The 23298-nt window shown below is 41.6% G+C and carries 22 protein-coding genes; 5 read left to right on the top strand and 17 right to left on the bottom strand.

Going from position 1 to position 23298, the window contains the following annotated elements; translation table 11 throughout:
• Positions 1-182 precede the first annotated feature (182 nt).
• Complete coding sequence (locus P3339_RS08440) at positions 183-1064, bottom strand: hypothetical protein (protein ID WP_282953042.1); 882 nt, start codon at positions 1062-1064, stop codon at positions 183-185.
• Between the two features lie 827 nt (positions 1065-1891).
• Here P3339_RS08440 and P3339_RS08430 point away from each other — a divergent pair.
• Positions 1892-2389 (top strand): FAD-dependent oxidoreductase, encoded by a 498-nt coding sequence (locus tag P3339_RS08430; RefSeq protein WP_282953041.1) that lies wholly within the window; start codon positions 1892-1894, stop codon positions 2387-2389.
• Positions 2390-2665: 276 nt separating this feature from the next.
• On the opposite strand, the gene P3339_RS08425 is transcribed toward P3339_RS08430, so the two are convergent.
• Positions 2666-4492: a DUF885 domain-containing protein gene (locus tag P3339_RS08425; protein WP_282953040.1), complete on the bottom strand. Its 1827-nt coding sequence runs from the start codon at positions 4490-4492 to the stop codon at positions 2666-2668.
• Between the two features lie 1140 nt (positions 4493-5632).
• Here P3339_RS08425 and P3339_RS08420 point away from each other — a divergent pair.
• A complete protein-coding gene (locus P3339_RS08420; protein ID WP_282953039.1) occupies positions 5633-6610 on the top strand; it encodes a trypsin-like serine peptidase in 978 nt (325 codons plus the stop codon).
• 107 nt (positions 6611-6717) lie between these two features.
• Positions 6718-6936: a hypothetical protein gene (locus tag P3339_RS08415; RefSeq protein WP_282953038.1), complete on the top strand. Its 219-nt coding sequence runs from the start codon at positions 6718-6720 to the stop codon at positions 6934-6936.
• A 439-nt stretch (positions 6937-7375) separates the two neighbouring features.
• Here P3339_RS08415 and P3339_RS08410 read toward each other — a convergent pair whose 3' ends face one another.
• The 13 genes from P3339_RS08410 to P3339_RS08350 form a co-directional block, all read right to left on the bottom strand.
• Positions 7376-7609 (bottom strand): hypothetical protein, encoded by a 234-nt coding sequence (locus P3339_RS08410; protein WP_282953037.1) that lies wholly within the window; start codon positions 7607-7609, stop codon positions 7376-7378.
• Positions 7610-7709: 100 nt separating this feature from the next.
• Positions 7710-8042 (bottom strand): hypothetical protein, encoded by a 333-nt coding sequence (locus P3339_RS08405; protein ID WP_282953036.1) that lies wholly within the window; start codon positions 8040-8042, stop codon positions 7710-7712.
• A 156-nt stretch (positions 8043-8198) separates the two neighbouring features.
• Positions 8199-8693 (bottom strand): hypothetical protein, encoded by a 495-nt coding sequence (locus tag P3339_RS08400; RefSeq protein ID WP_282953035.1) that lies wholly within the window; start codon positions 8691-8693, stop codon positions 8199-8201.
• Between the two features lie 22 nt (positions 8694-8715).
• Positions 8716-8970 (bottom strand): hypothetical protein, encoded by a 255-nt coding sequence (locus P3339_RS08395; protein WP_282953034.1) that lies wholly within the window; start codon positions 8968-8970, stop codon positions 8716-8718.
• A gap of 262 nt (positions 8971-9232) precedes the next feature.
• A complete protein-coding gene (locus P3339_RS08390) occupies positions 9233-10030 on the bottom strand; it encodes a nucleotidyltransferase domain-containing protein (protein ID WP_282953033.1) in 798 nt (265 codons plus the stop codon).
• An 829-nt stretch (positions 10031-10859) separates the two neighbouring features.
• Complete coding sequence (locus tag P3339_RS08385) at positions 10860-11357, bottom strand: hypothetical protein (protein ID WP_282953032.1); 498 nt, start codon at positions 11355-11357, stop codon at positions 10860-10862.
• A gap of 276 nt (positions 11358-11633) precedes the next feature.
• Complete coding sequence (locus P3339_RS08380) at positions 11634-12359, bottom strand: SIMPL domain-containing protein (RefSeq protein WP_282953031.1); 726 nt, start codon at positions 12357-12359, stop codon at positions 11634-11636.
• An 83-nt stretch (positions 12360-12442) separates the two neighbouring features.
• Complete coding sequence (locus tag P3339_RS08375) at positions 12443-13447, bottom strand: hypothetical protein (RefSeq protein ID WP_282953030.1); 1005 nt, start codon at positions 13445-13447, stop codon at positions 12443-12445.
• Positions 13448-13597: 150 nt separating this feature from the next.
• Complete coding sequence (locus tag P3339_RS08370; RefSeq protein WP_282953029.1) at positions 13598-13951, bottom strand: hypothetical protein; 354 nt, start codon at positions 13949-13951, stop codon at positions 13598-13600.
• Between the two features lie 89 nt (positions 13952-14040).
• Positions 14041-14475 (bottom strand): hypothetical protein, encoded by a 435-nt coding sequence (locus tag P3339_RS08365; RefSeq protein ID WP_282953028.1) that lies wholly within the window; start codon positions 14473-14475, stop codon positions 14041-14043.
• Positions 14472-14909, bottom strand: coding sequence for a hypothetical protein (locus P3339_RS08360; RefSeq protein WP_282953027.1), 438 nt, complete (start codon positions 14907-14909; stop codon positions 14472-14474). Before P3339_RS08360 ends, P3339_RS08365 begins: the two co-directional genes overlap by 4 nt.
• Positions 14910-16632: 1723 nt before the next feature.
• Complete coding sequence (locus P3339_RS08355) at positions 16633-16785, bottom strand: carbon storage regulator (RefSeq protein ID WP_282953026.1); 153 nt, start codon at positions 16783-16785, stop codon at positions 16633-16635.
• Positions 16786-17520: 735 nt separating this feature from the next.
• Complete coding sequence (locus P3339_RS08350; RefSeq protein WP_282953025.1) at positions 17521-17871, bottom strand: hypothetical protein; 351 nt, start codon at positions 17869-17871, stop codon at positions 17521-17523.
• 731 nt (positions 17872-18602) lie between these two features.
• Between P3339_RS08350 and P3339_RS08345 the strand changes: the two genes are divergently transcribed.
• A complete protein-coding gene (locus P3339_RS08345; protein ID WP_282953024.1) occupies positions 18603-18941 on the top strand; it encodes a hypothetical protein in 339 nt (112 codons plus the stop codon).
• 1075 nt (positions 18942-20016) lie between these two features.
• Here the strand turns inward: P3339_RS08345 and P3339_RS08340 are convergent.
• Positions 20017-20361: a hypothetical protein gene (locus P3339_RS08340; protein ID WP_282953023.1), complete on the bottom strand. Its 345-nt coding sequence runs from the start codon at positions 20359-20361 to the stop codon at positions 20017-20019.
• A 1184-nt stretch (positions 20362-21545) separates the two neighbouring features.
• Between P3339_RS08340 and P3339_RS08335 the strand changes: the two genes are divergently transcribed.
• Complete coding sequence (locus P3339_RS08335) at positions 21546-21761, top strand: hypothetical protein (RefSeq protein WP_282953022.1); 216 nt, start codon at positions 21546-21548, stop codon at positions 21759-21761.
• An 897-nt stretch (positions 21762-22658) separates the two neighbouring features.
• Here the strand turns inward: P3339_RS08335 and P3339_RS08330 are convergent.
• Positions 22659-23018, bottom strand: a complete 360-nt coding sequence (locus tag P3339_RS08330) for a hypothetical protein (RefSeq protein WP_282953021.1) — start codon at positions 23016-23018, stop codon at positions 22659-22661.
• Between the last annotated feature and the right edge of the window lie 280 nt (positions 23019-23298).

Here is a 23298-nt window from a genome sequence, read left to right as displayed (position 1 = left end):
CCCATCACCTTCATTTATCCGGGAGCACAACGCATCAAGATCGTAATGGTCAGCATTATCACCAACTCCGTCACCATCCAGATCTGATGACTCTGTTTCATCCCAAGGGAATGCGTCGTTCTCGTTTTCTACGCCATCATTGTCGATATCATTGTCAACGTCATTGGGGGTACCATCCCCATCTAAGTCGGCTCCGATAGCTTTGATAATGGAGTATTTTGGTTTATCCCCCAGGCTGAGATCTCTCTTGAACTGTCATATTGGCGTGTTTCATGAATAAGGAGCTTAACTAAGCCACCAACTTTGAGAGGAGTCTCAGCGTCTGAAGACTCGGGGTCAAAGGTGTTGGGCACAGGTAGCTCACCAACGTTCAGCCTGGACAAAAAGTCGTAATTATCTTGTATTGCCTGCGTGGTATTTGTATCAAGACCTTCGGCAAGGCCATCTAACGCCCCATCTGTTAGATCTGAAACTAACAACTCCAGTACTGTTGAAGTGCTTATATCTGTCTCGTTTTTAAGAGCCCACACAAGAGACGCGGTAGCTTCAGAAGCGGTACGGTAGCTCAAAATATCATCAAGATCGGCCTCATTCCCAAAAGCCACTGGTGGCGTATGAAAAAGGTCTACCTTATCTAGCAGCTCAAAGCCTAACTGACTTTTAACAATCAGAGATTGAGATATCAAAGCATCGGTCAATCCCTGCTTATCTTCGATATTTCCACGCCGGATCAGATCAACTACGATGGTTGTTAGCGGTGTTGCGAAGATATCTTTAGATTTCTCGAGAGCTTCAGATTCAACAATTGTCGACAGGCCAGGAAGGATTGGGGCCATTCCTGTCGTTAGGTCTACCGTGGCATCACTAGCCAAAAATTCAATTAGATAGTAACCATTACCCGGAAGATCTAAGCCTCCCTCAGTGAATTTACCTAACTCTGTGGTTTCACCTCTCGCTACAATATCCCCCTTTAAGTCCGCCGCCTCAAAAGAAACTTCATGAATCCTATAATTGGCAAAACTTAGGGGTCCCTTTACGGCTGCCCCTGAAAGTGAATACGTCACGGGTGGGGGGCTGGTGGCTCGGGTTCAGGTGAAGAGTCACTGCCTCCTCCCCCTCCGCAACCTAATAAGACCGCAGTGAGACCTGCCAGTACAAGCTTTAAATTAAATGCCGTTGTTCGCGATCCCATATCACAATCCTTTTCAATCACTCAGCCTGCATACTTGGTGCGATAGTACTTGAGCTGTATAAATCGAGGCCTTTTAGCCACTGTGCGATTCTTTACAATAAGCGGGCGCGAATCATATACGGCTATTAAATGAACTGCAAAACCAAACCTGGAATACAATACCTTATATCACTATATCTCCCGCTGTGTGCGAAGGGCATTCCTCTGCGGTAGGAGGGCCAAATCCGGGAAGAACTGTGAGCACCAGCGTCAGCGAGTTGAAGATAGAATGCAAAAAGGGCCGAGATCTTTACTCTCGATATCGCAGTCCCAATTACCACTCGATCCAGAAACGTATTCACGCTGCAATCTCAACCGAGCAACCCACCTCTGGTGGGCAAGGAGCGCCGGGATGCCCAAAGGCTTACCTTTTCAGCTGAGCCGCTATTTAAAGCCAGTAGACTGGAGGGGCTGGCAACTGTAACCGAATAAACCAAGGATGCATGGGTTAAGGATTGCCAGCGCTTTCTTTTCCCACCGCTAAACTCAGAAAATTCATCAAGGACTACTATCTTGCTTGTGTGGCTCTTTGCCTAAATTCCTATCAACTGTCCGATGAGCGGCTATCGTGAGTTGCATACCGCCTGTTTCTGCGCAGAACCTCTGACAACCAATTAAATGATGTAAGCGTTTGACTCCCACCTCAGTACTCTCCAATTGGTGGGTATCCAACATCGTTGCAGCTCTGATTATGAGTTATTGCACCATGTATTTGGTAAGGTCAATGGTGAGAAAGGCGCTTGGGGTCATGCCATGGGTGATATGGGTGATATAGGTGCTATCGCCCAGGCCATCTGTAAAGAGGCTGAGTATCTCGGAGTCACCATTCGCATAAAAGCTGAAGTTAAGAAGGTGTTGATTGATGGTGGTCGCGCTACCGGAGTGCGGCTAAGTAGTCGGGAAACCATTACAGCCATTATAGTAGTTACCAATGTTGACTCTAAACTGCTCTATTCCCAGATGATTCGCGAACAACATCAGGAGACTGAGTTTCGCCGCCGTGTGCGCGGTTTCAGGGTAGGCTCCGGGACCTTCCATATGAATGTGACGCTGTATGAACTACCAGGCTTCACTTGCAAGCACGGAACTCACCTACAGCCACACCATCAACCTAGAATAGTCATTGATCCTACAATGAACTACTTGGAACAGGCCTAAGTAGACGCGAGAAAACACGGCTGGTCGAAGCAGCCCAAGCCACCCGGGAAGTGGGGTTACTTAAGTACCTAGTCATAACACTGCAATGGAAATATTAAGAGATAAATAAGAATGGCCTGCGAATGCGGGCCATTCATAGCATGAGATTTAGTTTCAGTAAATGAGTTAAGCTCAACTTCGAATTCAAACGTTTCAAAGAGTCTTGTTTAGCTCCACTACAACTAATGCATAATAACTCTGAAACAGTAAAGGGTATCCACTGAAACGCCCCCGCTATTAACTCTCCAAGCCCTTTTTATTGACTATCCATTGATCAATTAATTGCTCCAATACCATCAGGGGTACAGCGCCGTTGGTTAATACAACATCGTGGAATTCACGGATATCAAACTTATTTCCTAGTTCTTGACGTGCACCTTCACGTAATTCCAGTATTTTCAACATGCCAGTTTTATAAGCCACAGCTTGCCCTGGCATTACGAAGTAGCGCTCAACCTCAGTTATGACCTCAGTTCTCGCCATACCGGTCTTTTCCACCATGTACTCAATTGCCTCTTTCCGACCCCAACGCTTGTGATGTATGCCGGTATCCACCACTAAACGTACAGCCCGAAGCATCTCATCTTGCAATCGTCCAAGATCATCATAAGGATCATCTTGAAAACCCATCTCTTTTGCTAGTTGCTCAGTATAGAGAGCCCAGCCATCTGAATAAGCAGTATTTGATACTGCCTTAAGAAAAGTTGGCAGCTCCTCTAGATCCTGCGCAATCCCTTCCTGGAAATGATGCCCTGGAACTGCCTCATGGTAAGCTAAAGTTCGCATGCTGAATTTCTTGGTTTCATGAACATCGCGCAGGTTCACATAAAATACTCCTCCGCGTGAGCCATCAATTGCTGGGGGCATATAGTATGCTTTAGGTGCACCCTGCTCTTTGAACTCTGCTATTCGTCGAACCTCTACTCTCGCTGTCGGTTTTAAATTGAAATAGTCATCAATACCTTCATTAATTTCATTAATTATCAATTGGTAATCTCTGATAATCTGCTCGCGTCCTTTATCAGAATTTTCATAAATAAACCGAGGGTCATTATTGATTGCTGAAAAACGATAATTGATACTACCTCTATCAAGACCAATAGAAGCAAAGATCGTATTCATTTCCTCCTCTATGCGTGTCACCTCCTTCAAGCCAGTATCATGCAGCTCATCAGGAGTCAGATTTGTAGTGGTATGAACACGTGCTTGATAGGCATAAAACTCATCACCTTCCGGAAGAGCCCAAACTCCATGGCTCCCTGTAACTTTAAGCTGCAATTCTCGATAATAGGCGATCAAGCTTACGTAAGCGGGGTAGACCTCGGTTTCTATTAGTATCTTTCCCCTATCAAGGATACGTGTACGCTCATGGTCTGGTAGAGTTTCAAGCACACTCAGGCGCTCTTCCAGAGAGGTATAGAGTATGTTTTCTTGAGCTGGAACATCAATAAATCCTTGCATTTCCTTCAACACACGATCAATTACAAAGCGCGGAGGCAGGATCTTTTTTTGTTCCCGAATTCTTAATCCATCTAATACCTGAGAGAATTTTCTATCCACTTCACTTAAGCGAGAAAGATAATAATCAGCCTCTTTGATACTATTAATCTGATGCAACTCAACAAGAAATTCCGGCAGCTTATTTTGAACACCAAACATCTGATTGAGAGGATAGTTATGATGTTTCCAACGATCTCCCTCTACCATGCTTTCCAGGTAGTACTCAAAAATATCATAGGAAATTGCCTGTCGATCATTGAGACTAGATCGATCATACTTCCTTAAAGTAGATAGCTCATCCTTAACTATCTGAAGCTTATGTTGTACCATCTTTTCAGAAATATCATCAAGATGGGCATTGTGGCCATCAAATCCAAATTGTTCAAGAATCCGTAAAATTGACAGCGTTTCCGGGCTGGTACTTTGAATTTTGATGAATGCTCTTTCAAAATACACATTTATAGCCCAAGGCTTAAAATAAATCGCATTGGCCGCAAAGGCTGAAACTCCAACCACCCCAATCAATAGAGCTCCACCAAACCATTTGGCTGTTATTTTTATCATTATCGACCCCTCTTACTTTAGATCGCCATTGTCACCATGCTAATAAGTGAAGTACAACCATTTGAACCAAGCAAAGCGTCGAACAAACTGAATTAGGCGATAAAATGCACATTGCAGACGCATCAAGTCAGGGGCGCCACTCCTTAAGGAAAATCAAAATTCCTAATTTTTGTGCAAGTTACCATTGCGCTAAGTTGCTATCTATTTACGGAGGACAAGAAAGGAAAACATAAGTTCGTATGAGAGATATGAACATATACTCACCATTAAAATAAAAGTATGACTAGTAAGGATTCAATGGAAGGTACCCAACGATCCCTTAAATTCTAAATAAATGATCATTAACAAAGGTAGAAATTACTTAATTGCAGATCCGGCCATAAGTTACTTGGAGCAGGCCTATATGGATACGATGCAACATGGTTGCTCAAAGTAGCCCATTGTAGAATCGTTAACCCCCTCCATCATTGCCTCCTCTCACGGCAGAACGCCAATATGTCGCCAGCCTATTCAGCTAGTAATTCCTTCCAGAACTGCCTGGCGGCAAGAGTTGGAACAACTTCGTTGCATAAAACTCTCACCTAAATTGCAGAGTCCCAATCTTTGGGCGTACAGAATCATTGTACTCCAGTACCTGCTTTATCCTTCTAAGATAATAAAACTATATATATAAATATAACGATTAAGGTGTGATTTCTGTTCATAGGACAAGCTAAACAGATGACATCAGATTTCAGACAAGCCGATTAATTTAGCATTTCTAAATTATCAAGTGTGACTTTCATAGATTTTATATGGAATTATTGATGATAATTTTTTTCATATTTGTAAAAGTACAACAAGTAATGGTTTCTTAAAAGTCTGACTGAAAGAATATCTTTAATCATTTGTTTAGTATTTCAACAAATATCAGCAGCAGCAGGCTTTTTTAATTCTTCATATAAAGAATGTTAATTATTTCTTGAAATACTTAGAGCGTTCTTTGGTATGAAAACTGGCGCTGGTTAGCTTCTAATTTACAATCATCGAGTTGTAAATATGCACGAAAGTACTATATTATGCGCCCGCACAAGAATTAAGTGTGAAAATAAAAAATGGTCGTACCGCTACTAAACATCTATTAATTTAGAGGGATTAGATATGAATAGAACTCATATTTTTCTTTCACTAGCAGTACTCTCAGGGGCATCATATGCAGATCCCCTTTACAATTTTGTTGAGATAGGCCAAGCCGCAAGTTTCATCAGCGGGCATAATGTTGCCAAGCAGCCGGTAGTAGACGAGACTGCTGTAAAGAAAGAATATACGTTAATAGAGCGCACCTCTTCTTTAAGCGCCATTGCGGTTACTCCAGACGGTAAGCAATATGTAGCAGACGTAGATGAGAAATCGCTTTCATTGCTGGAGCAAGCTATAGCGATTTTTGAGTCTCAAGGCTTGGATGCAAGTGTTTTTTCCTCTAAAGGGCAATTGCCCACTATGGTCGAAGGTCAGGAACGACTGCTACCCACAGTTGTAATAGGCACTGACGACAGAGTTCAAATCACTAATACTGTGCAAAATCCCCACTGGTATAATGGCCGCATTGATGTGGGATGTACCGGTACATTGATTACAGCAAAACATGTCTTGACGGCAGGCCACTGTGTTTCTGATGGTTCCGGCAACTGGTTCAGTTCTCTTGATTTCACGGTGGCCCAATCTGGTAGTTATAAACCCTGGGGCAGTGAAACCTGGACCAATGCTGTGACTACCACCGCATGGCATAATAATGGAGACACTAACTATGACTATGCGATTATTGTATTAGCGGAACCACCTCACAATGGATATTCAGGATGGGGGGTCTATTCGAGCGGAACCCATAGCGTTACTGGATACCCAGGAGATAAGCCATTTGCTACTATGTGGACTGACTCAGGTAGTACATCCTCAAGTACCTATAGAGTGTGTTATACATTAGATACAGCTGGTGGCCAAAGTGGCAGTGGGATTAAAGATACTAATAACACCGTTCGCGGAATCCACACCACTGGATCGCCCTCACAGAACTGCGGAACTCGCTTAACCAGCACAGTGTATACTACCTTGCAGGATTGGATTGCCACTTATCCATAAAGTGAAAATACCACACTCAAGTTCGGAAAAAGGCGCCCTTGGGCGCCTTTGTTAATAATATGAGAATACTTATTCCTTTGATCTTTTTTCTAGGTGCATGCGGGATAATGGCCGATGATGAGCCCGAATGGCATCGTGTGATGGTGAGAGGCAGTCTAAAGACACCTGATCCCGTTTTACGCGAAGTACAGCGCCTGGAACAACTAGGACAAGTAAAAGATGTCGTTATTCTTGAGTCCTACCCACTACAGATATGGTTTAGTTCCGACTTGGAGACAGCTGAAAAGCTGAAATCTCTGTCAGAAAAATACAGCTCGGTACGCTGAGCGTATGCGATTGCTAGATCTATTTCTCTGCCAGTACATCAAGTAATAATAAACCTCTATCAACCGAACCAGTCATACCGATGCTCCATTTATATGCTCAATCTATGATCAATCAGAGGGAGGCATCTCAGGCCTGATCTAATACCTACTTCTTAGCTATTAATAATTCCAGTAAAGAAAAAATACGTGAGCTTAAAGTAATTTATTTAACCTATAGGTGTCCGGGATCAGCTTTTAAACATTGGGTTTACTGAATTTCTTGCAATTAACTTATAAAGCCCACAGTAGGTGGAGCAAAACACCCGCACAGGCCCGCGGGACCGAAGCAACTTGCCTGTGATAGTTATGTTCATTTGTTTGAACCTTCAAGTCTGAGTAAATCTTTTTCTACAGATCTTACCGATCGCTAATTCTTTTTCTGGAACCGCTTATTATGTGTTTATTCATCATACTCAATAAAATCCCATGGGATTTCTTTTTTGAATATTTCAATACATTCTTGCATCAGCTCAAGAGTTACTGACTCTTTGAATACTGTGACAGTGCGGGTTTTCTCCGTATCATCTCGAAATATCTCTATGACAAGTTCGTCGTCTCTATAAATCTCGACACCAATGCCATCTCTTGGATTTACATCGCTAGCTACTACAATTCTATCTTTTGGTTGAGACATCAATACTCCATTGTCAATAGTGCCCGGCTCACCAAGCAAATTTTTGATGGCAAATTTTGTGCGGGTTTTGCACAAAAGGTAACAGTGGCCGGAAGTCAAATTACAGGCACCTGTTATATTTTAATTTTACAATTTCCATGAATCCTTTTAGCTCAACCTCTGCGGGGCCTTGCTCTTTAATACCCTGCATAATTAAGCAGGTTTCATCATCAAGCCAGCTACAGCATTTAGCTTGATCACTGCTTAAATTTACCGAATGAAAACTCATTAAAATAAGCTTGCTTGGAACCTCATGAAAATCGAGTTTGTTACACTCATATAATTCCGCAATTCTGGATGCAACACTATCAAAAGCTTCACTTTCGCATTTAAAATCAAGCTGGGATAAAACCTTATATTGCTTATTCTCATCGTTGGCTAACAAAAGATCCATTATCATTTCATCGGGCTCGTCACATCGAAGATTTTTTTCATCAGCCCACTGCGAAATCTCTCCTGAAAAACATAACGCCCGACTAAGCAGCGAGCTTCGCAGCAGTAAGTCCGGCAGGCGCTGCCTGCATATTTGAGCCGCTTGTTATGTGAATCACTAGCCTGGGAACTGGAAATCATTGGACACTTTCTTAATTACATATTTGTTCCCAGAACTATAGCTCTCATACTCTAACATCTCGTTATCCAGTTTAATGATTCGATAAGCATCATAATTAAACGGATCAGCGGGGTTAGACGGAGAAAGATGATTGTCTTCAACCCAACCACGAAATATTGCAAAATAAACTGGGCCTGACACACCCCACTGGCCGGCTTCGGTTTGTTCCTTGATTTTTCCGTCTTTGTCATAAATACGAAAAATAATCTTGTAGGTTCCTTGCGGAAATCTCTCAACTATCTCTTGTCTCTTACCACCATCCTTAGTCGGTTGACTCCCGTACCATTTTCCAACCATGAGGTTCCAAGTTTCTTCTTGCGAAAATGTAAGTGACGGCTTTGCTGATGTTATCGCCACAGAAGATGTATTTGTAGTGGCACATCCTGTAACGATGAGCCCAGCAAAGACTATGAAGATGCTGACTATTTTCATGATTTTCCTTTCACATAACGCTCTAACTTGCGGCGGTTGCCGCATCGCGGTAACCGTCCGGCAACATTAGCTTGTTAGGTGCTGCTACCTTTAGCGGGTGCACCTGATTATTGATTAAGAAACCTTCTAGTTCACTTAGCTCAGCAGGTAACTTGGCGCCCTCATGGGAACCACAGCTGATGAATCGGAACCCAGCAGCGAATAGAATTTGTACCTTACGCCACTGCCTCTTATCAACTGCCTTTGGTGCCTTAAAGCTACGTCCCATCTCATGCATACATTCGCCACAACCTGGGCAAGGGTGACATCGAGTCGCCTTTTTACCAGAGTACTCAACAGGTCTTTTATAACTTTTTCGGCAATTGAAGCATACATGAGCAACCAAGTATTCGGGACCACGATGGAATGGAACCGGCTCAGGCGAATTAATAACACGAGTTCCCGTAGCCTTACGTAATTTCATTCTTCGGTGCTTTTCTAGATTTACGCTCATAATTCCTCTGGGCACCTAACGCCGAGCTAATTTTCGTCGATAGGCGTCAAATTGAGCCCCTTGTTAGCTTATTACCTAAAATACAATGAAAAAGCTCATTTAGCTGGGCCATTTCAATGCTTCTATCAGCTTTTGGGAGTTTTATATCTTCCAAACGAGTGAGTTGCTCCTCAATGTACTGATTCAATAAGGGAATAGCCGGAGACAGCATTTTTTCCTCGCTCACCCTTTTGCGTTCTAAAAGAGCATGAATTGTATCAAGCAACTCATTGTTTGTTACTAACGATAATACTTTTTCAAACTCTATTGGAGCGGCTGTACCATATTCTTCAAGCCACTGTATAGAGAATAATGGACGCAAGACATAGAAATACTTTTTAAGCGGCACCATTTCCTCACGTAAATACCCTCGATAATTGGTTTTTGCCATACTTCTGTAGTGATATATACCCTTTTCAGTAGAATATATTTCAGGCAGCAGCTCTAATGACTTATCACGAAAACAACCATCATCAATGTAAGATATTGAAGATTGGATCCACTCGACAAATGCAGGATTTGATTTCCAGAATAGTTTCAAAGCCTTCCTTACATCCCACCCGTTTAAATCGATATCATCAACTATTGGGTATTCAATCACATCCCGCTTATCTTCCAAATCCACCGATAGATACCATTCAGGTTTATTTACATAGATAAAACGGACATCATAATCGCTATTAGGTGAAGCAAACCCCCATGCTCTACTTCCTGATTCAATTGCCATAAGAATCGTTACATCAAATTTTTCTTCAGTCTTCTCTAGGCGACTTAATATATCTTCTCTAATACTGATGTCTATCATAATTTCATCTTGAAGCTAACAGTTAATTCAAAAGAAGCTTCTTTATATCACCCTGTTTTATATTTATATGCCCTAGCTCCTTCGAGAAGGAAAAAACTAAGAAATTCAATCAATTATCTATACTTGGTACAAATGCACCAAAATAGATATAAAGTAGCGTCTTTATATCTCATTATTTTCGCTGCTTTGTATCTATTTGAGAATCCTAAAAGTATCAATAAGTTACTGAGTTTCACCTAAAAATAGGAGCAGCTGCTGCTGATCTTTGTTATAGAATGCACAACTGTATATTTTTCACTCAATATCAATCTATCTAAATAGCCAAAAACCGAAGATTTGAGGTTTATGGCTTGCCATCCACTTGAGCCCTCTAAACTGCTCCATCACCCACCTGGCGCTTGCACACGGTGTGCTCAATATCACCTGCTTAGCCTCCACCCAAGCTTTATGCCTAAACCTCACTATCTTGTAAACACAAGTCGATACACTGCACCTTTACTCGCCTCTTCCTCGAACTCATTAATCTCCTGATTTTTTACCATCCCGCGCCAACAGGTCCTTCACTACTACCATCTTTATAAGTGGCAGTAACGAATCCAGAGATTCTGGCTACACAGGTTCGAAAGACGAGTGAAGGATTGAAAGAGGTGCGGACTTGCACTTTGTAGGGTAGCCAAGCCGTTTGAGACACTATCTAAGGCCGAATAAGCTACGAGGGGTAGAAAAAGCAATGCGCAGATCCGATCAAAAATAGAACTTCCATTGGTGGTGACTGTAGTAGTCGCTAGCTCGGCAAACAAAACCCAGGAAGTAATGATGAGAATATTCTTTACTTCATCTGTCTCGCAGACACAACACTCAGAGCTTTTTTAGCTTTCTCAATATTATCTACACTTGGTTTCAGCAAAAATGGTGCAGTACACGGAGCTTGCAAAACTCCTTCAAGTTTTGATAATTTGAATGGATATTGGGTTTCAATGATACCCTGACCACCCACCTTTGCAGATGCCACCAAATAGCGATCCTCATCCAATTGACCGGGCAATCCAAAGGTAGAATTAGTCCAGAAAAGATCCACGATAGAGCTATCGTGCTTTCCAAATAACTCCTCTTCTACTGAAAAAGTTATTAGAGCATGCCTTGGCATTCCGGTGTATCTATTCTTGTCCACAACGATATAATTTTCTACCTTACCAACAAAAACATGGTTAGCAGAAATTATATTCTCAAAAATAAAATTTTCAATTTTAATACAAGCGCTGACTGAAGAGCTTTTCAAAAATAACAACAGTAAAATTATTCTAACTCGAAACACAATATTGACCATAAAATCATAAAGCTCAACACCTAGGCTAGGTACCTCATAGATCTAATATATCACCACTTACCTACTCATGGTAAGTAGCTTGTAGAGTTGGAATGAAATTGATTTTCTTATTGGTCAAAAATTTCCGAACTAGCTAGATTTTCATCGATTGTGTGAAGGTCCTCCCTACCATAAGTACCATTTTCTAAGTTGTCGTAAAGAAACAAGAGGAGAGACTTCTCGTATTCGTCACTCAAGTTAGCACTACCTAGTGCCTACAGCAGCTTGGCACGACGCCTACTTCAATTCATATATAGCGGTTATTCGTTGGCCTACTTTGATAAATTCAGGAACTGCCATTACTAAATCCATACCGTAGGAATCAGCTTCCATGGCTAAAGCATACGCTTGAGGGCTGTACTCCAATGAAAAAGTTGCATATGCCTGCCCAAAATTCTCTTCGGTAGTAATTCCATAGACACTCTTGACCGTTCTAGACTGGGCCTTAGCAAGGGCATCGGCTTTTTTCCTAGCTTTGAAGCTCAGATCAACAATCATTTTTTCTTTGTACTCATCTTCATGAGTAGTTTCAAAGAATGCATCTATATTTTGAACACCGTCTAACCGGATTAGCTGATTCATTATGCTAGGGTACTTCGTAAGATCAGTAATACGCAAATTGAATCCTTGCTGAACCTCATAACCCAAGATATCTAAGTTGTATGCTCCATCTTTTCTTGCTCGCTTAGTGGTCTTGTCGATTTGTGTTGATTCGATATTTGAAATGGGAATTTCGTTACTTTTTAAGATTTCTAACATTTGAGCAGAAAACTTGGTTAATTGATCCATCGCCTTATCTGACGATTTATCATATGCTGAAAGACTGAAGCGCACTTTTACCAAGTCAGGTTTAACTTCTTGCTCAAATTTTTCAGTGACAATCACAAACGGAAATTCGGGTACTGGATTGGCAAAAACTGAAAAAGAAATAATTAAAGATAGTGCCAATAAAACATATTTCATGCGCGATTCCTTTTAAGTTTTAATGCCCGTATTTGTGTCTTGTTTGTAGCGCAGCGGAAAACTAATCCGACAACATGCGCATGTTAAGAGGTGCTGCCACGCTCAGCTTCGTCTAATTTCTTTAAAGCAAACTCACCCCTTTCTGATACAGAGTGTGAGTTATCTGAAGCAAAGCGCTCAGCGAATACTCGTGCTTTCATACCTAAATTGCCTAACTCCCGTATCAATATCTCTGCTGAAAGGCGCCTAACGATGGACGAGCGATCTTCAGATGATCGTTTTAATAAGTCTAGTAGCGGAATTTCAATTTCTAGCATTCGCTCACCTACGATAGGTTTTAGCTTGCCTTCACAGTACCTTATATCAGTCCACACCCATTTTCGGCCTTCGATCCATGCTACTCGCCCTTCAAATAAGCTGCGGTATGCCTTAGCTCGAACCGTAGGCTGAATTGCAGACTGAGCTATTTCTTCAATTTTCTCATCAAGTATCGGTGTGCGGCCAAGTTGAGAAAAGAGTGAAAGCATAGGTCCAGAAGCCGATGAAATTAACTTAGACCGAAGAGACTTTGCTATTTCCTCTTCGCAGATAATTTTCAGAAGAACCTCTTTATCTATTTCTTCTATCCTGCCCCACGAGTTCCAATTAGAAAGCGTGACACATAGTGCATCAACTACAAATTTTGGATCAGTCGATCTAGCTACCCCAAGAAGCGTTTCCCTTGCGGCTTTACGGACTTGAGGCACCCAATCATTGAGTCTACGAACCGCCAGAGAGAAAAAGAAAGTATTCGGCGCAGCCCCGGAAAGGGCTCGCAGTGCTTTTTCACGTGTGTAACCATCCCAGCTAGTAAGATCGAGCCAAGTTACTAATTCCTTGGATTTTGACCATACCCCACACTTCGGGGGAACAGACTCCCTTATAGCCGAAGAAAATTCTGAACGAATAGAACGTTCCCAGTGATCAAAACTCGAAAGAGGCAGCTGAGACGTCACTTCAATTAGTTCAGACATATCGGCCATGAATTTACTATCCGAGTTTATCGAGCTAGCAAACGTTCTCACTGCTGAAATAATTTTATCTTCCATAATCTGTGATTATTGCACCTACTATTCTTGCCTATTAACACCGCAATCAGTAGCAACTTGCTTTGTGTGCTGCACAAAAATAGGAGCACAGCGACCGTACAAGAAGTGCACCAAGTAAGACGTCAGCTGTATTGCTTTGTTAACTGGGGCTCAACCAATACTTTTGAGACTGGCGCCGCACCAAAAGCAATTTGGGCGCGACTTACGTATTTTATGGCCACAATCAAGGCAGTTCTTCCCAGATATGGGGTCAAATTTCCCATCTAGCTTCCCATCACGTAAGTCAATTTCAGCCATTTTTTCTTTAAGCTGACTCTCAGAGAACCCTGTAGAACGCTCAAGCTCCTCAAATAGTGCATGGCATAGCAAAGATAAACGATCTACTTTCTCTTCCAGCTCGCGGACTGATGAAAGCGCCGCTTTAGAATCATGCTTTGCATCACTACTCAGTTTTTGATTATCCGAGATCTGACTCTGCTGAAAAGCATCCCAAAACCATGACATGGTTGATTATTTCCTCCGACTGTTAACGCTTTAAGCAATGGACCAAAAACGCAGTTTTGTGTCCGCTGCCTTAATTTGTTAAGTGATTGTTAGCTACTTTGTTTGGATATAAGCTTATAAGATGGCTTATCTGTTTCTATGGCATATCCAAAAAGAATATTTGAAGAAATAACAGGGGTTACCTTAATAATGCCAATTTTATTGGCTACTAATTCACGCTTTATCAATTCATAGCTGGTATTAATTTCCTGCATATTTGGACTCATCGAACTTGTTCCAAACATAACTATAACCGTACCATCACTTGTTCCAGCCACCTTCATTTTCATGCCAGATATAGAGATCTTTTTAGTAGGTCCTGATAAGCCAGAACAATCTTGCGACAGTTTATGAGGGCTACTACAAGTCATACCAACTGCCGAAATAGAATCATTATTCAGTGAGTCTGGGACCAAAACAGGCGGGCTTGAAACACAGGCAGTTAGTAATACCGCAGAAAATAGTAGTAGTGTATTTTTAATCATCTTCCTTCCTTATTGTTTAAAGTAAATAGTGCAGAAATAGCTTCATCAACTACTTGTGAAGGTTTTTTCCTGACTAAGGACGTTCTATGTGAATATGCTGAGGCTAGCAGCAGGCTGGACTCTTTCTCATAAAAACGGATATCCACATTTAGTAAATACCACGTCACATCCCACTGCCATTGCCCCCCATAAACAATTTTCACATCATAGTCTTTAGAAGTATCTGACGATTCAGCAAAAACCTTCAACCCTTTCTTCTTTAGTTGAAGTGAAATAATTTCATCTAGCCCCCTCTCATCAGTCGTATTCTTCTCAACCTTGTAAACTAAATTACGATCAATAGATTCTCCTGGGACAATATAGCCACCCATAGTACTTGAACAACCCGCTATGGATAAGAATAAAGCGGCAACAATAAATATTTTGTACTTCACTAAAACGCCTGAATCTGATGGATATGTATTTTCACTTAACGCCGCCATATAAAAGGCGAGCAACTTGTTGCGAGTCCAGCACGCGAAGTGTGCGATTTTTAATGGCCTTGTTAGAGCTCATTTCCCTTGTTCCTTTTGTTTGAGAAAACTGACTTTAGTGCAGCCAGACCAAACAATATCAATGCTGGAGCAATTCCAAAAGTTAAAACGCCTCCAGAGTATTCAGGTAGCTTCTCGACGAAAGTATTGTATAGAACCCATACAGCTATCGAAATTCCTATTAAGAAAGATGTTAAACCAAATATTGCTTGAGGGAAAAATAGCAATACTGAAATGTATTCCTGAATTTTCGTTTTCCGTTCTAAAGCTCTAAGTTCAGCTGCGTAATCGAAGCAAATCAGAGTTGAGCAAATCAAAGAGACAAGAAATAGCAATCCGAACCAACCTGTAATCCTCATTAGAAATAAAGAACTTGGGATAAGAAGGAAAGATATTAGAAGCTTTGATCCACTAGATGTCATACGCGCAGCCCTAACAGTTAATTCAAAAGAAGTTTCTTTATATTACCCTACTCCATATTTCCAAGCCCTTCTCTCTTCGAGCATAAGAAAAATCTCGAAGAATCAGTAAGTTACCTGTACTTGGCGCAAATGAACCAAAATAGATATTCTTTATATCTCATCATTTTCGCTGCTTTATATCTATTTGGGAACCCTTTAAATATCAATGAGTTACTAATTTTTACCCATAAATATGAGAAGCTGCTGCTGATCTTTGTTATAAAATGCATAACTGTTCATTTTTCACTCAATATCGATCTTTTTCGCATGCTCAATACTGATGATCTGTGGGTTGGGCTAGTCATTCACTTGAGCCCTCCAAACAACCCCTCACCTGGTAGCCTCTTGGGCACAGGATACCTCACATCGCTAGGCATAGCTCCCGCCCAAAGCTGTATGCACCCACTTTACTGCCTTGTACACAAGTCGATACACAGCACTTTCACTCGCCTCCCTTCCTCGAACTTACTGACTTCCCAATTTTTGTCATACGGTGTCAATAGGTTCTCTACTGCTGCCATCTTTATAAGTGGCGGTAACGAATCTAGAGATTCTGACTACACAGGTTCGGAAGACATGTGATGGGTTTAAGACTAGAGGTGCAGAGTGGCACTTTGCAGGGCAGTAGCCAAGCCAATTGAGACATAGTCCAGTGAAGAATGAGTTTCGAGGGGTAGAAAATCAAAGCTCAGATTTCATCAAAAGTAGAACAGCCATTACTGGTGATCGGTGTGTCCGCTACCTCAGCACATAAGAGCTAGGGAGCATTGATGGGAACATTCCGTCATCATCAAAAGGCCGGGTATCTTGGCAAAGCGTGGGCTCTATTTTTAGCACAATCCTGAAAGCCATTTTAAGCAGTTGATGGGCTCGGCAGTATTGGTATGAAGTTTTATGTACAGTAAAACGAGCAATGAGTACGCGTCTTGTGGGGCTGACAAGGCTTGCTTACCCTTTCCTCCAGTCGGCTAAGAGGGTCTGCTTGTTAAACACCTCCAAGACACCAGCATGGCCGCTCCGAATTCTCAACCTAATCACCTTTGGCACCCAAGAGGCATTCGAATCAGAATGCGTATACCGCCTAACGAACAGAGGCACAATGCTTCTGCTTGGAGTCCCGATAATTATTGGGTACCTCGAGTTGCCCCACCCTTTTAGTATATTCAGGCCTTTGCTTTCCGTTCCCTTTTGATCCGCACATCGATTTCTTCACGGTGGATGGGGAGTGATTTGGGTGCGCTTATGCCTATCTTCACTTGATTGCCTTTCACCTCCAGCACAGTGACTGAGACAAATGTTTTATCAGCTTTATACACGTTGCCGCGCCTCTTTGTTAAATGAAGATAGAGCACGAACTCGTTGTAAGTTGGATTAGGTAGTTAGATCTGAAGTTACTATGGAGCAAATCATATCCCCCGCATTACTGATCCTGCCTGGCTGCCTCTGGATTGAAGCTAATCACATAGGTAACGTCTGCGATTACCGGTCACAAAGTGAAGAGGGTGTCGGAAATTTTGTAATTAGCAGTCAGTCCAATTCTTCTTGGACCCAATCACAATACCTCGGTTTCTAAGTTGGGCACCAAGCACATCTTGCCGCTTTCTACAGGCTCACTGGTCCGGCTGTACCAGTTGAGAGGTTAAATTGAAGCGGCAGATTACAGCTCCTTGAAAACCTATGTCTAGTAGATGGCAGCAGAGAGGAGTGCAAGGATGGTAAGAACTCGGATGAGTGTGTCATATACTAGCAGAGTTCTCTGGGCGCGTTACACTACTGCCAATAATCTAAATTTCAGCTATTCAAGCACTGCATGTCCATGATTGCTACGGCACTAGAGAATAAATATGGGTTAATATTTGACTATTCAGTAAAGTAAGACCTCAACCAAAATGAGGTAAAAGCAACTTATACAGCTTCCCTCTTCTACCTCAATTAGTGGGTGTTTAGGTTTTTTGTGGGTTTTGATTGTGGGTTTTGATTGTGGGTTTTGATTGTGGGTAAAATACCCCGGCACTTAAGAGCCTATAGGGTATTCGCTGTAATAATTATATTTAACTATTATAAGTGCAATCTGAGTTCGTACACAGCTGAACTATAGTAGCTTTTTGCTTTGTGCCAATGCATCCATCCAACCTAAAACGAATAGGCTTTTGGCTAACTTGAGCTGACATTGCAATTGATACGGCACGGTCAAAAGCTGCTTCGTTGCCTAAAGAATCAGAATCAAATCTTACCGCGTGATCGTCACTACCACATTCTTGAGTTTTAGGTCCAGTCCACCTTATAACCACGTAATCAGAAAAAGATTCAAGCAAATCAATCTCACCATGCGACCAGCTAGCCTCTGCAGATACATTAGGGGTTGCAAGCATTAGCAGCAGAGAAAAAATATATTTTTTCAACGTTTATTCCTTTTAAATATTGAGAGTAATTCTAATATTATAGCAATCCAGGGTATATTTCATCATCTAAGGCACTTATGAACTGAAGAACTAGCTGTGGGATAACCAACTTTCATGGGCCTTTCATCTTACCGACCATCAATCCAAAACCTCTATTTCTGCGGCCTCAAGAGGTGGGTTTACTGAAGTACCTCACCACACCACTCTGAAATTCCTCCTAACACTGTGGCTTTATCAAAAGGCCTAAACTCTATCCGTGCCAGCATCACCAAGATGCCTGAAGACTCTGGTTAAACTTCGAATCGCCGGTGCATTTGTGAAGCAGTCTCAGGATCTTCGCAAAACTATCTTTTTAGCCATACGTTCAGTGGAGCTTATGTTAAGTATATTATCTGGACTTCAGTTTTATCCTTACAACCAAGCTTCAAGGTCTTGACCCATATGAGTATTTTGGAGAGATACTCTGAAGAAGGTTCCGTATTTCCAATACGTTGAGAATTATGAAGTTTTGATACCCTGGAATATCCAACTTAAGAAGGTTGTGCTGGCAGCTATCGCATAATAAGAGGCTCCACCCTAAAGATGTCGAGCCATTAGCAACACAGGGCCATCAAACTCTCTACGACTTTGCATTCAGCGGTGCTATCCCTGCCTATGATCTTCCTCTTAAATTTGGTATATTCCTCACCTGTAGCTCACATACCGCTTGCCAATATAAAATAGGAATAGAAATGAAGTATTTTTTACCAGCTCTATGTATTACTTTGAGCACCTCAATTCCCCTAAATTCTAGCGCCGAAACTTCTCCTATCGCCAAGATTGACCACATAACAGTTGGTGAATCCTTTGCCCGTATCCATGCCACACAAATGATGGGGGTATCGAATGGGGTGGGGAATACATGTAGCGATAAAAGTTATTACTACCTGGATTTAACTGATGGTAAGAATAAAGGACAATTTTCCGCAATTCTTGCTGCAAAAGCAGCACAAAACGATATCGCGTTCCAAATAGATAGTGGAAGGTGTATCGGAGCTTATGCCGAAATACTGCATACATATGTTTATTAATTATCTGGGCCTCTAACCTTTTCTGTTTCAGGCCAAACTAACCCCCATATCGTAATTGACACCAACACAGTCCGCCTTCATGTTATCACCTGAATAGACTTCAATGGCACTTTCATGGGGGTTTCGATTGTTCATGGTAAATATAGTATTAGTGTTCCTTCTCAGGCAATGCGCTAGTCTGGCTTACATTCCGCTGGTTCCATAACTTCCATTTATATAAATCTAACTTTCATTTTTTACTCAGCACCTACCAGTAGTATCGTTTTTTAAGGGAGTTTTTTATTGCGGAGAAGTGAGCAGTACAAGAACTACGTTATTCACATAACGCAAGTAGTTGATGCACCGCTTACCCATTCTATAGTTTCGTACATTAAGTAGACTCTGAAAGCTAATACAGCCTACTATGTACTAGACAGGTACACTGCATATATTTTTTTGCGATCACCTACACAGCATAACCACCAATGCTCAAACCTACTTGTTATCGACCTATATACTGCACGTAAAGTTGACAGTTTTCCCCCACTTCCCGAATCATTTCATAGATCAGAGAGTAACAACAAACTAACATCTCGAAATGCCTAACCCTAAACTACTTATAAATTCGTATCATTTGCGTAGATTGCGACCAATCATCAGTCTTACAATTAAAACCGTCCGGATATCTTAGTATTACCGATTCGCCTGTAGCCATTGCTTGTTGTGCAACTGACTGAAATGAGGAAGTGCTAGATTCAGAGTGCAAACCCAATGATTTCCATGAACTCCCAGACTCATCTTGGACTCGCAAAAGAACGTCCAATTTTTGAGACTGTATTGCAGTAATTTTCCATGGGCCACAGTCTACCGTTGCATAGCACTCTGAGGCCAATATCAAAAGGGCTATTATACTAACTTTCTTCATATCACTCTCCAGTAACTCGAATTTATAACAACTGCCCAAATAGTAAACCGTATAATTTAGTACCGATTTGAGATTTACCAAAGGGTCAACCAGGATGACAGCCTGAAGGCTAAGCTACTTAAGCTATTTCACATCAAGTCCGGACACATCACCGTGAATTACTTAAACTAATTACAATAAAAACCCATGATTCCAAGTTTCTACAACGTTACTGCCATACAAACCACATACACCATGTCCATAAGCAGTAACAGTTGCTCCTGAAGCCTTTGCCGCTAAAACCATACTTAAAACCGCTTTCCCTCCATCAGTAGCTGCATCCACTGCCAATGCATTGCCATAGTTTGTTTTATCCGCACAGGCTGCCGGCGTTCCACCTAATGGCTTATCAAAAAAAATCATGGCTCTCCCATCTCCATCGACTCGAATCTGCTCCACCTTTGCACTGACCGAGCCTAAAGAATAAGCATTTGACGCAAGTAATACCGCAAAAGCTGTAATCAACAACTTCTTCATTTTACCAACCTTAATATTTTTAAACTAATAAAAAACAGTTCTGGATACCCAGCACAGAAGTAGCTTAAACCGTTAACCCACATATCACAACATCAAGCCCACTGAGTAAGTACCAGACATAAAAACAACTATTTCTTCAAATAATGTCCCTCCCGCGCCATACACGGATCTCCCCCGGCTCCAACCTTGCTATCATTGCGCCTGCAACCGTGTGCTCAGGATACTCCTTTGCGCAGGAGTATTGAATATGAATAAGTGCAGCAAACTAAGAAATTAATTTTTATTGATATTTACATGTGGATGCGAATTTTTTAGGCCAGGCTTAGACATAAAATCTAGCTTCTTTAGATGCCATCCAACTTAACGCCCCACAGTTTTAGAAACACTGACTAAAATTATGGGGCATCACTCTTGAGCTCCCAATCAATAGGAAGCACTGCAATTTTCGTGCTATCTATTTATAGGTACTCATATACAGCGGCTTTTGATAGTCAACGATAGACTCGCAACTGCCTGCAGTAGAGAGTTCCAATCTTACGCTAATTCCTGTATCCGCCATAAATGCGGCTAAAACCATAGTATCGCTCTTTTCACTTAAGGCGCACAACCACCTATCCCCGGTTTTGTCTAATTTAAAAGCGACCCGGCCCTCACACTTTCCAGGGTAATCAAGAGTAGATGTAACTTTTCCAGCGCACGCTTCTGACGCAAGCGGTGACTGTGAAATGCAAAGCAACAAGGATAAAGCAATTAGTCGGTTCATATTTGATCAACTTCAATGGATATCTGTGTAAATTAAGTAATATTATTCTCAGTCACCTGTCATGATGGAGTGGATCATGTAGAAAGTCACCTCTAAATTTTTCACTTCTCTCGCTTAGCGATTTCGCCTGAGCTGCTTGTGATGAAGGCAGTGGTGATATTTCAATAGGGACCTCAGGTGATCAGTCAGCTGTAACTCGCGATACCGGTTCTGACAATTACCTAAATTTAAGCCACAACTCTGAAAACCTTGATCATATTTACTCTATACTTCTTGCCTCGCACACAACCAAACATCCTGTATGGGTTCGTGTAGCCTCTACAGGCTCATGCGACATTGACTATGTTTTTTTCAGACAAATGAAAATTGAAAACTACCAAGCCAAGAGTTTAGCTCCAGGATCAGTAGGAATTCGTTAGTATTGACCAAAAACTTAGATGATTTACACGTGAATCACGCTGAAGAGGTACGAGGCACTACCACCCAGCCTACCATGGAGACTCTAGCCAAGCTATCTGTAGCTACCCCCAAAGCAGGTGCCATCGATACAGAGGACCCTCCTTTCTCGATCGGCTTGGTATCTCTCCAAAGCATTGGCTCTACTACAACTTCGAAAGGCACTTTAAATAATTGGTGAAATTAACGGCGATTATACACTTGGCCTGCACCCAGCTCAATAATCACTCAATATATAGACTGCGTGGCTATTAGTTTTATATTTCTACTCCTCACGCCAAGTGCAAAACAAGCGGTGACACAGCAGATTTTTTGTACTTAGTTTTTTGCTACGCCTAGCTTCCAGCCTTTCATAGCTACCTGCCCTTTCTTTTACTCTTTATACTAAATAAGTGGAAAATATAGCCGAGTTTACAACCTGTCATTCATTCAATTCTGTAGGTGTCTTGGATTATTTCTTAACTACTGAATCACAAACACCTTTTTTACAGCCTTATGGCGCACAACAACTTGATTCGCCTTCAGAACCTCTTGTATACAAACCTTCGAACCAGCACTAAAAAAATAATCTGATCAAATCTCGTTTATCTCATCGCCAGCCCCCTTCACCGACAAGAAAAACTTGGTAACCCCTTAGCACCACCAGCAAGCTCATCATCTCGAGAAAAAACCACTTCCGCCATAAATGTCTTCCCTGGCTCTAATTTATCTGTTGATTTAAAGGCCGTGCAAAGTACAAAAAACCATAAAAAATATCAACCACTCAAAAAACCTCTAAAAAAGTGGAGCAAAAACTTCAACCTCAACCTAAAACTCACAATCTTTACTTCACCCATTTCGCACGATTTCCCATATCACACTTTGCAGTTCACCCTAAACTTAATCCCCCAGAAGGGCCAGTAGCTGTGCGGACACTTCCGGCGAAAATTTGAGCCCGTACTTCTCCACTATCGCCATAAACCGCTGCAAATAGATAGCTTGGAAAGAAAAATTCGCAAACTAAACCTGAGCTGACAGAGTACCTTCTGAAAAACCAGTAACTGTCAGATCAAGTCTGAATTACTACAAGCTATAGGCTTTAGGAAATTCTGGTTAATATCTTTGTCAAATCACTTAAGCTCAATAGTTTTAGCCTTACAATAATTAGCTGCTCCCGGCCATACTGCTGTTTCATAAATCTGAAAGACAACGTCTTTGCCTGCAATATAAGCAGATAATGCAATGGAAAGCATTCTTTCTTCTCCCCTCCCGATTTTGGAGGGATATAAACACCAGCCAAACAATTTGAAACCTGTGTGGGAAATTTGATTAGTACATCACCACCACCAAATGAATCATAAGCACTTATTCCTTGAATCTTGCCTACAGCACTTGGAACCGCAGCCTGGACAGATAAAGCTCCTGTTAACAATAGCGTACTCAGTAGTTTCTTATACAACTTCTTTCTCTCTTGTGCTCGTTAATTTATAAGAGATTATTATACAACAGTGCAATACTCCCAAAGCACTTCAAAGTAGCTCATCTATTTCTGATATAGAGACAACAAACAAGGGCACTATATCAATATATAAATTACTATTACCACAGCCCTCAGGATCTATAGCTGTCGCGCCCATCTGGACATCAACAAATGGAGTCCACGGAGCAATGTATGTGATATCAGACTTTGCCACCTTTGCACTAAATATTTCGCCTGAAAAGCAGAATAACGCAATAAC

The organism is Microbulbifer sp. MLAF003 (genome assembly GCF_030012965.1).
Lineage (GTDB): Bacteria > Pseudomonadota > Gammaproteobacteria > Pseudomonadales > Cellvibrionaceae > Microbulbifer > Microbulbifer variabilis.
Note: the sequence above shows the minus strand (reverse complement) of the source record. Positions and strands in the feature narration are given on the sequence as shown.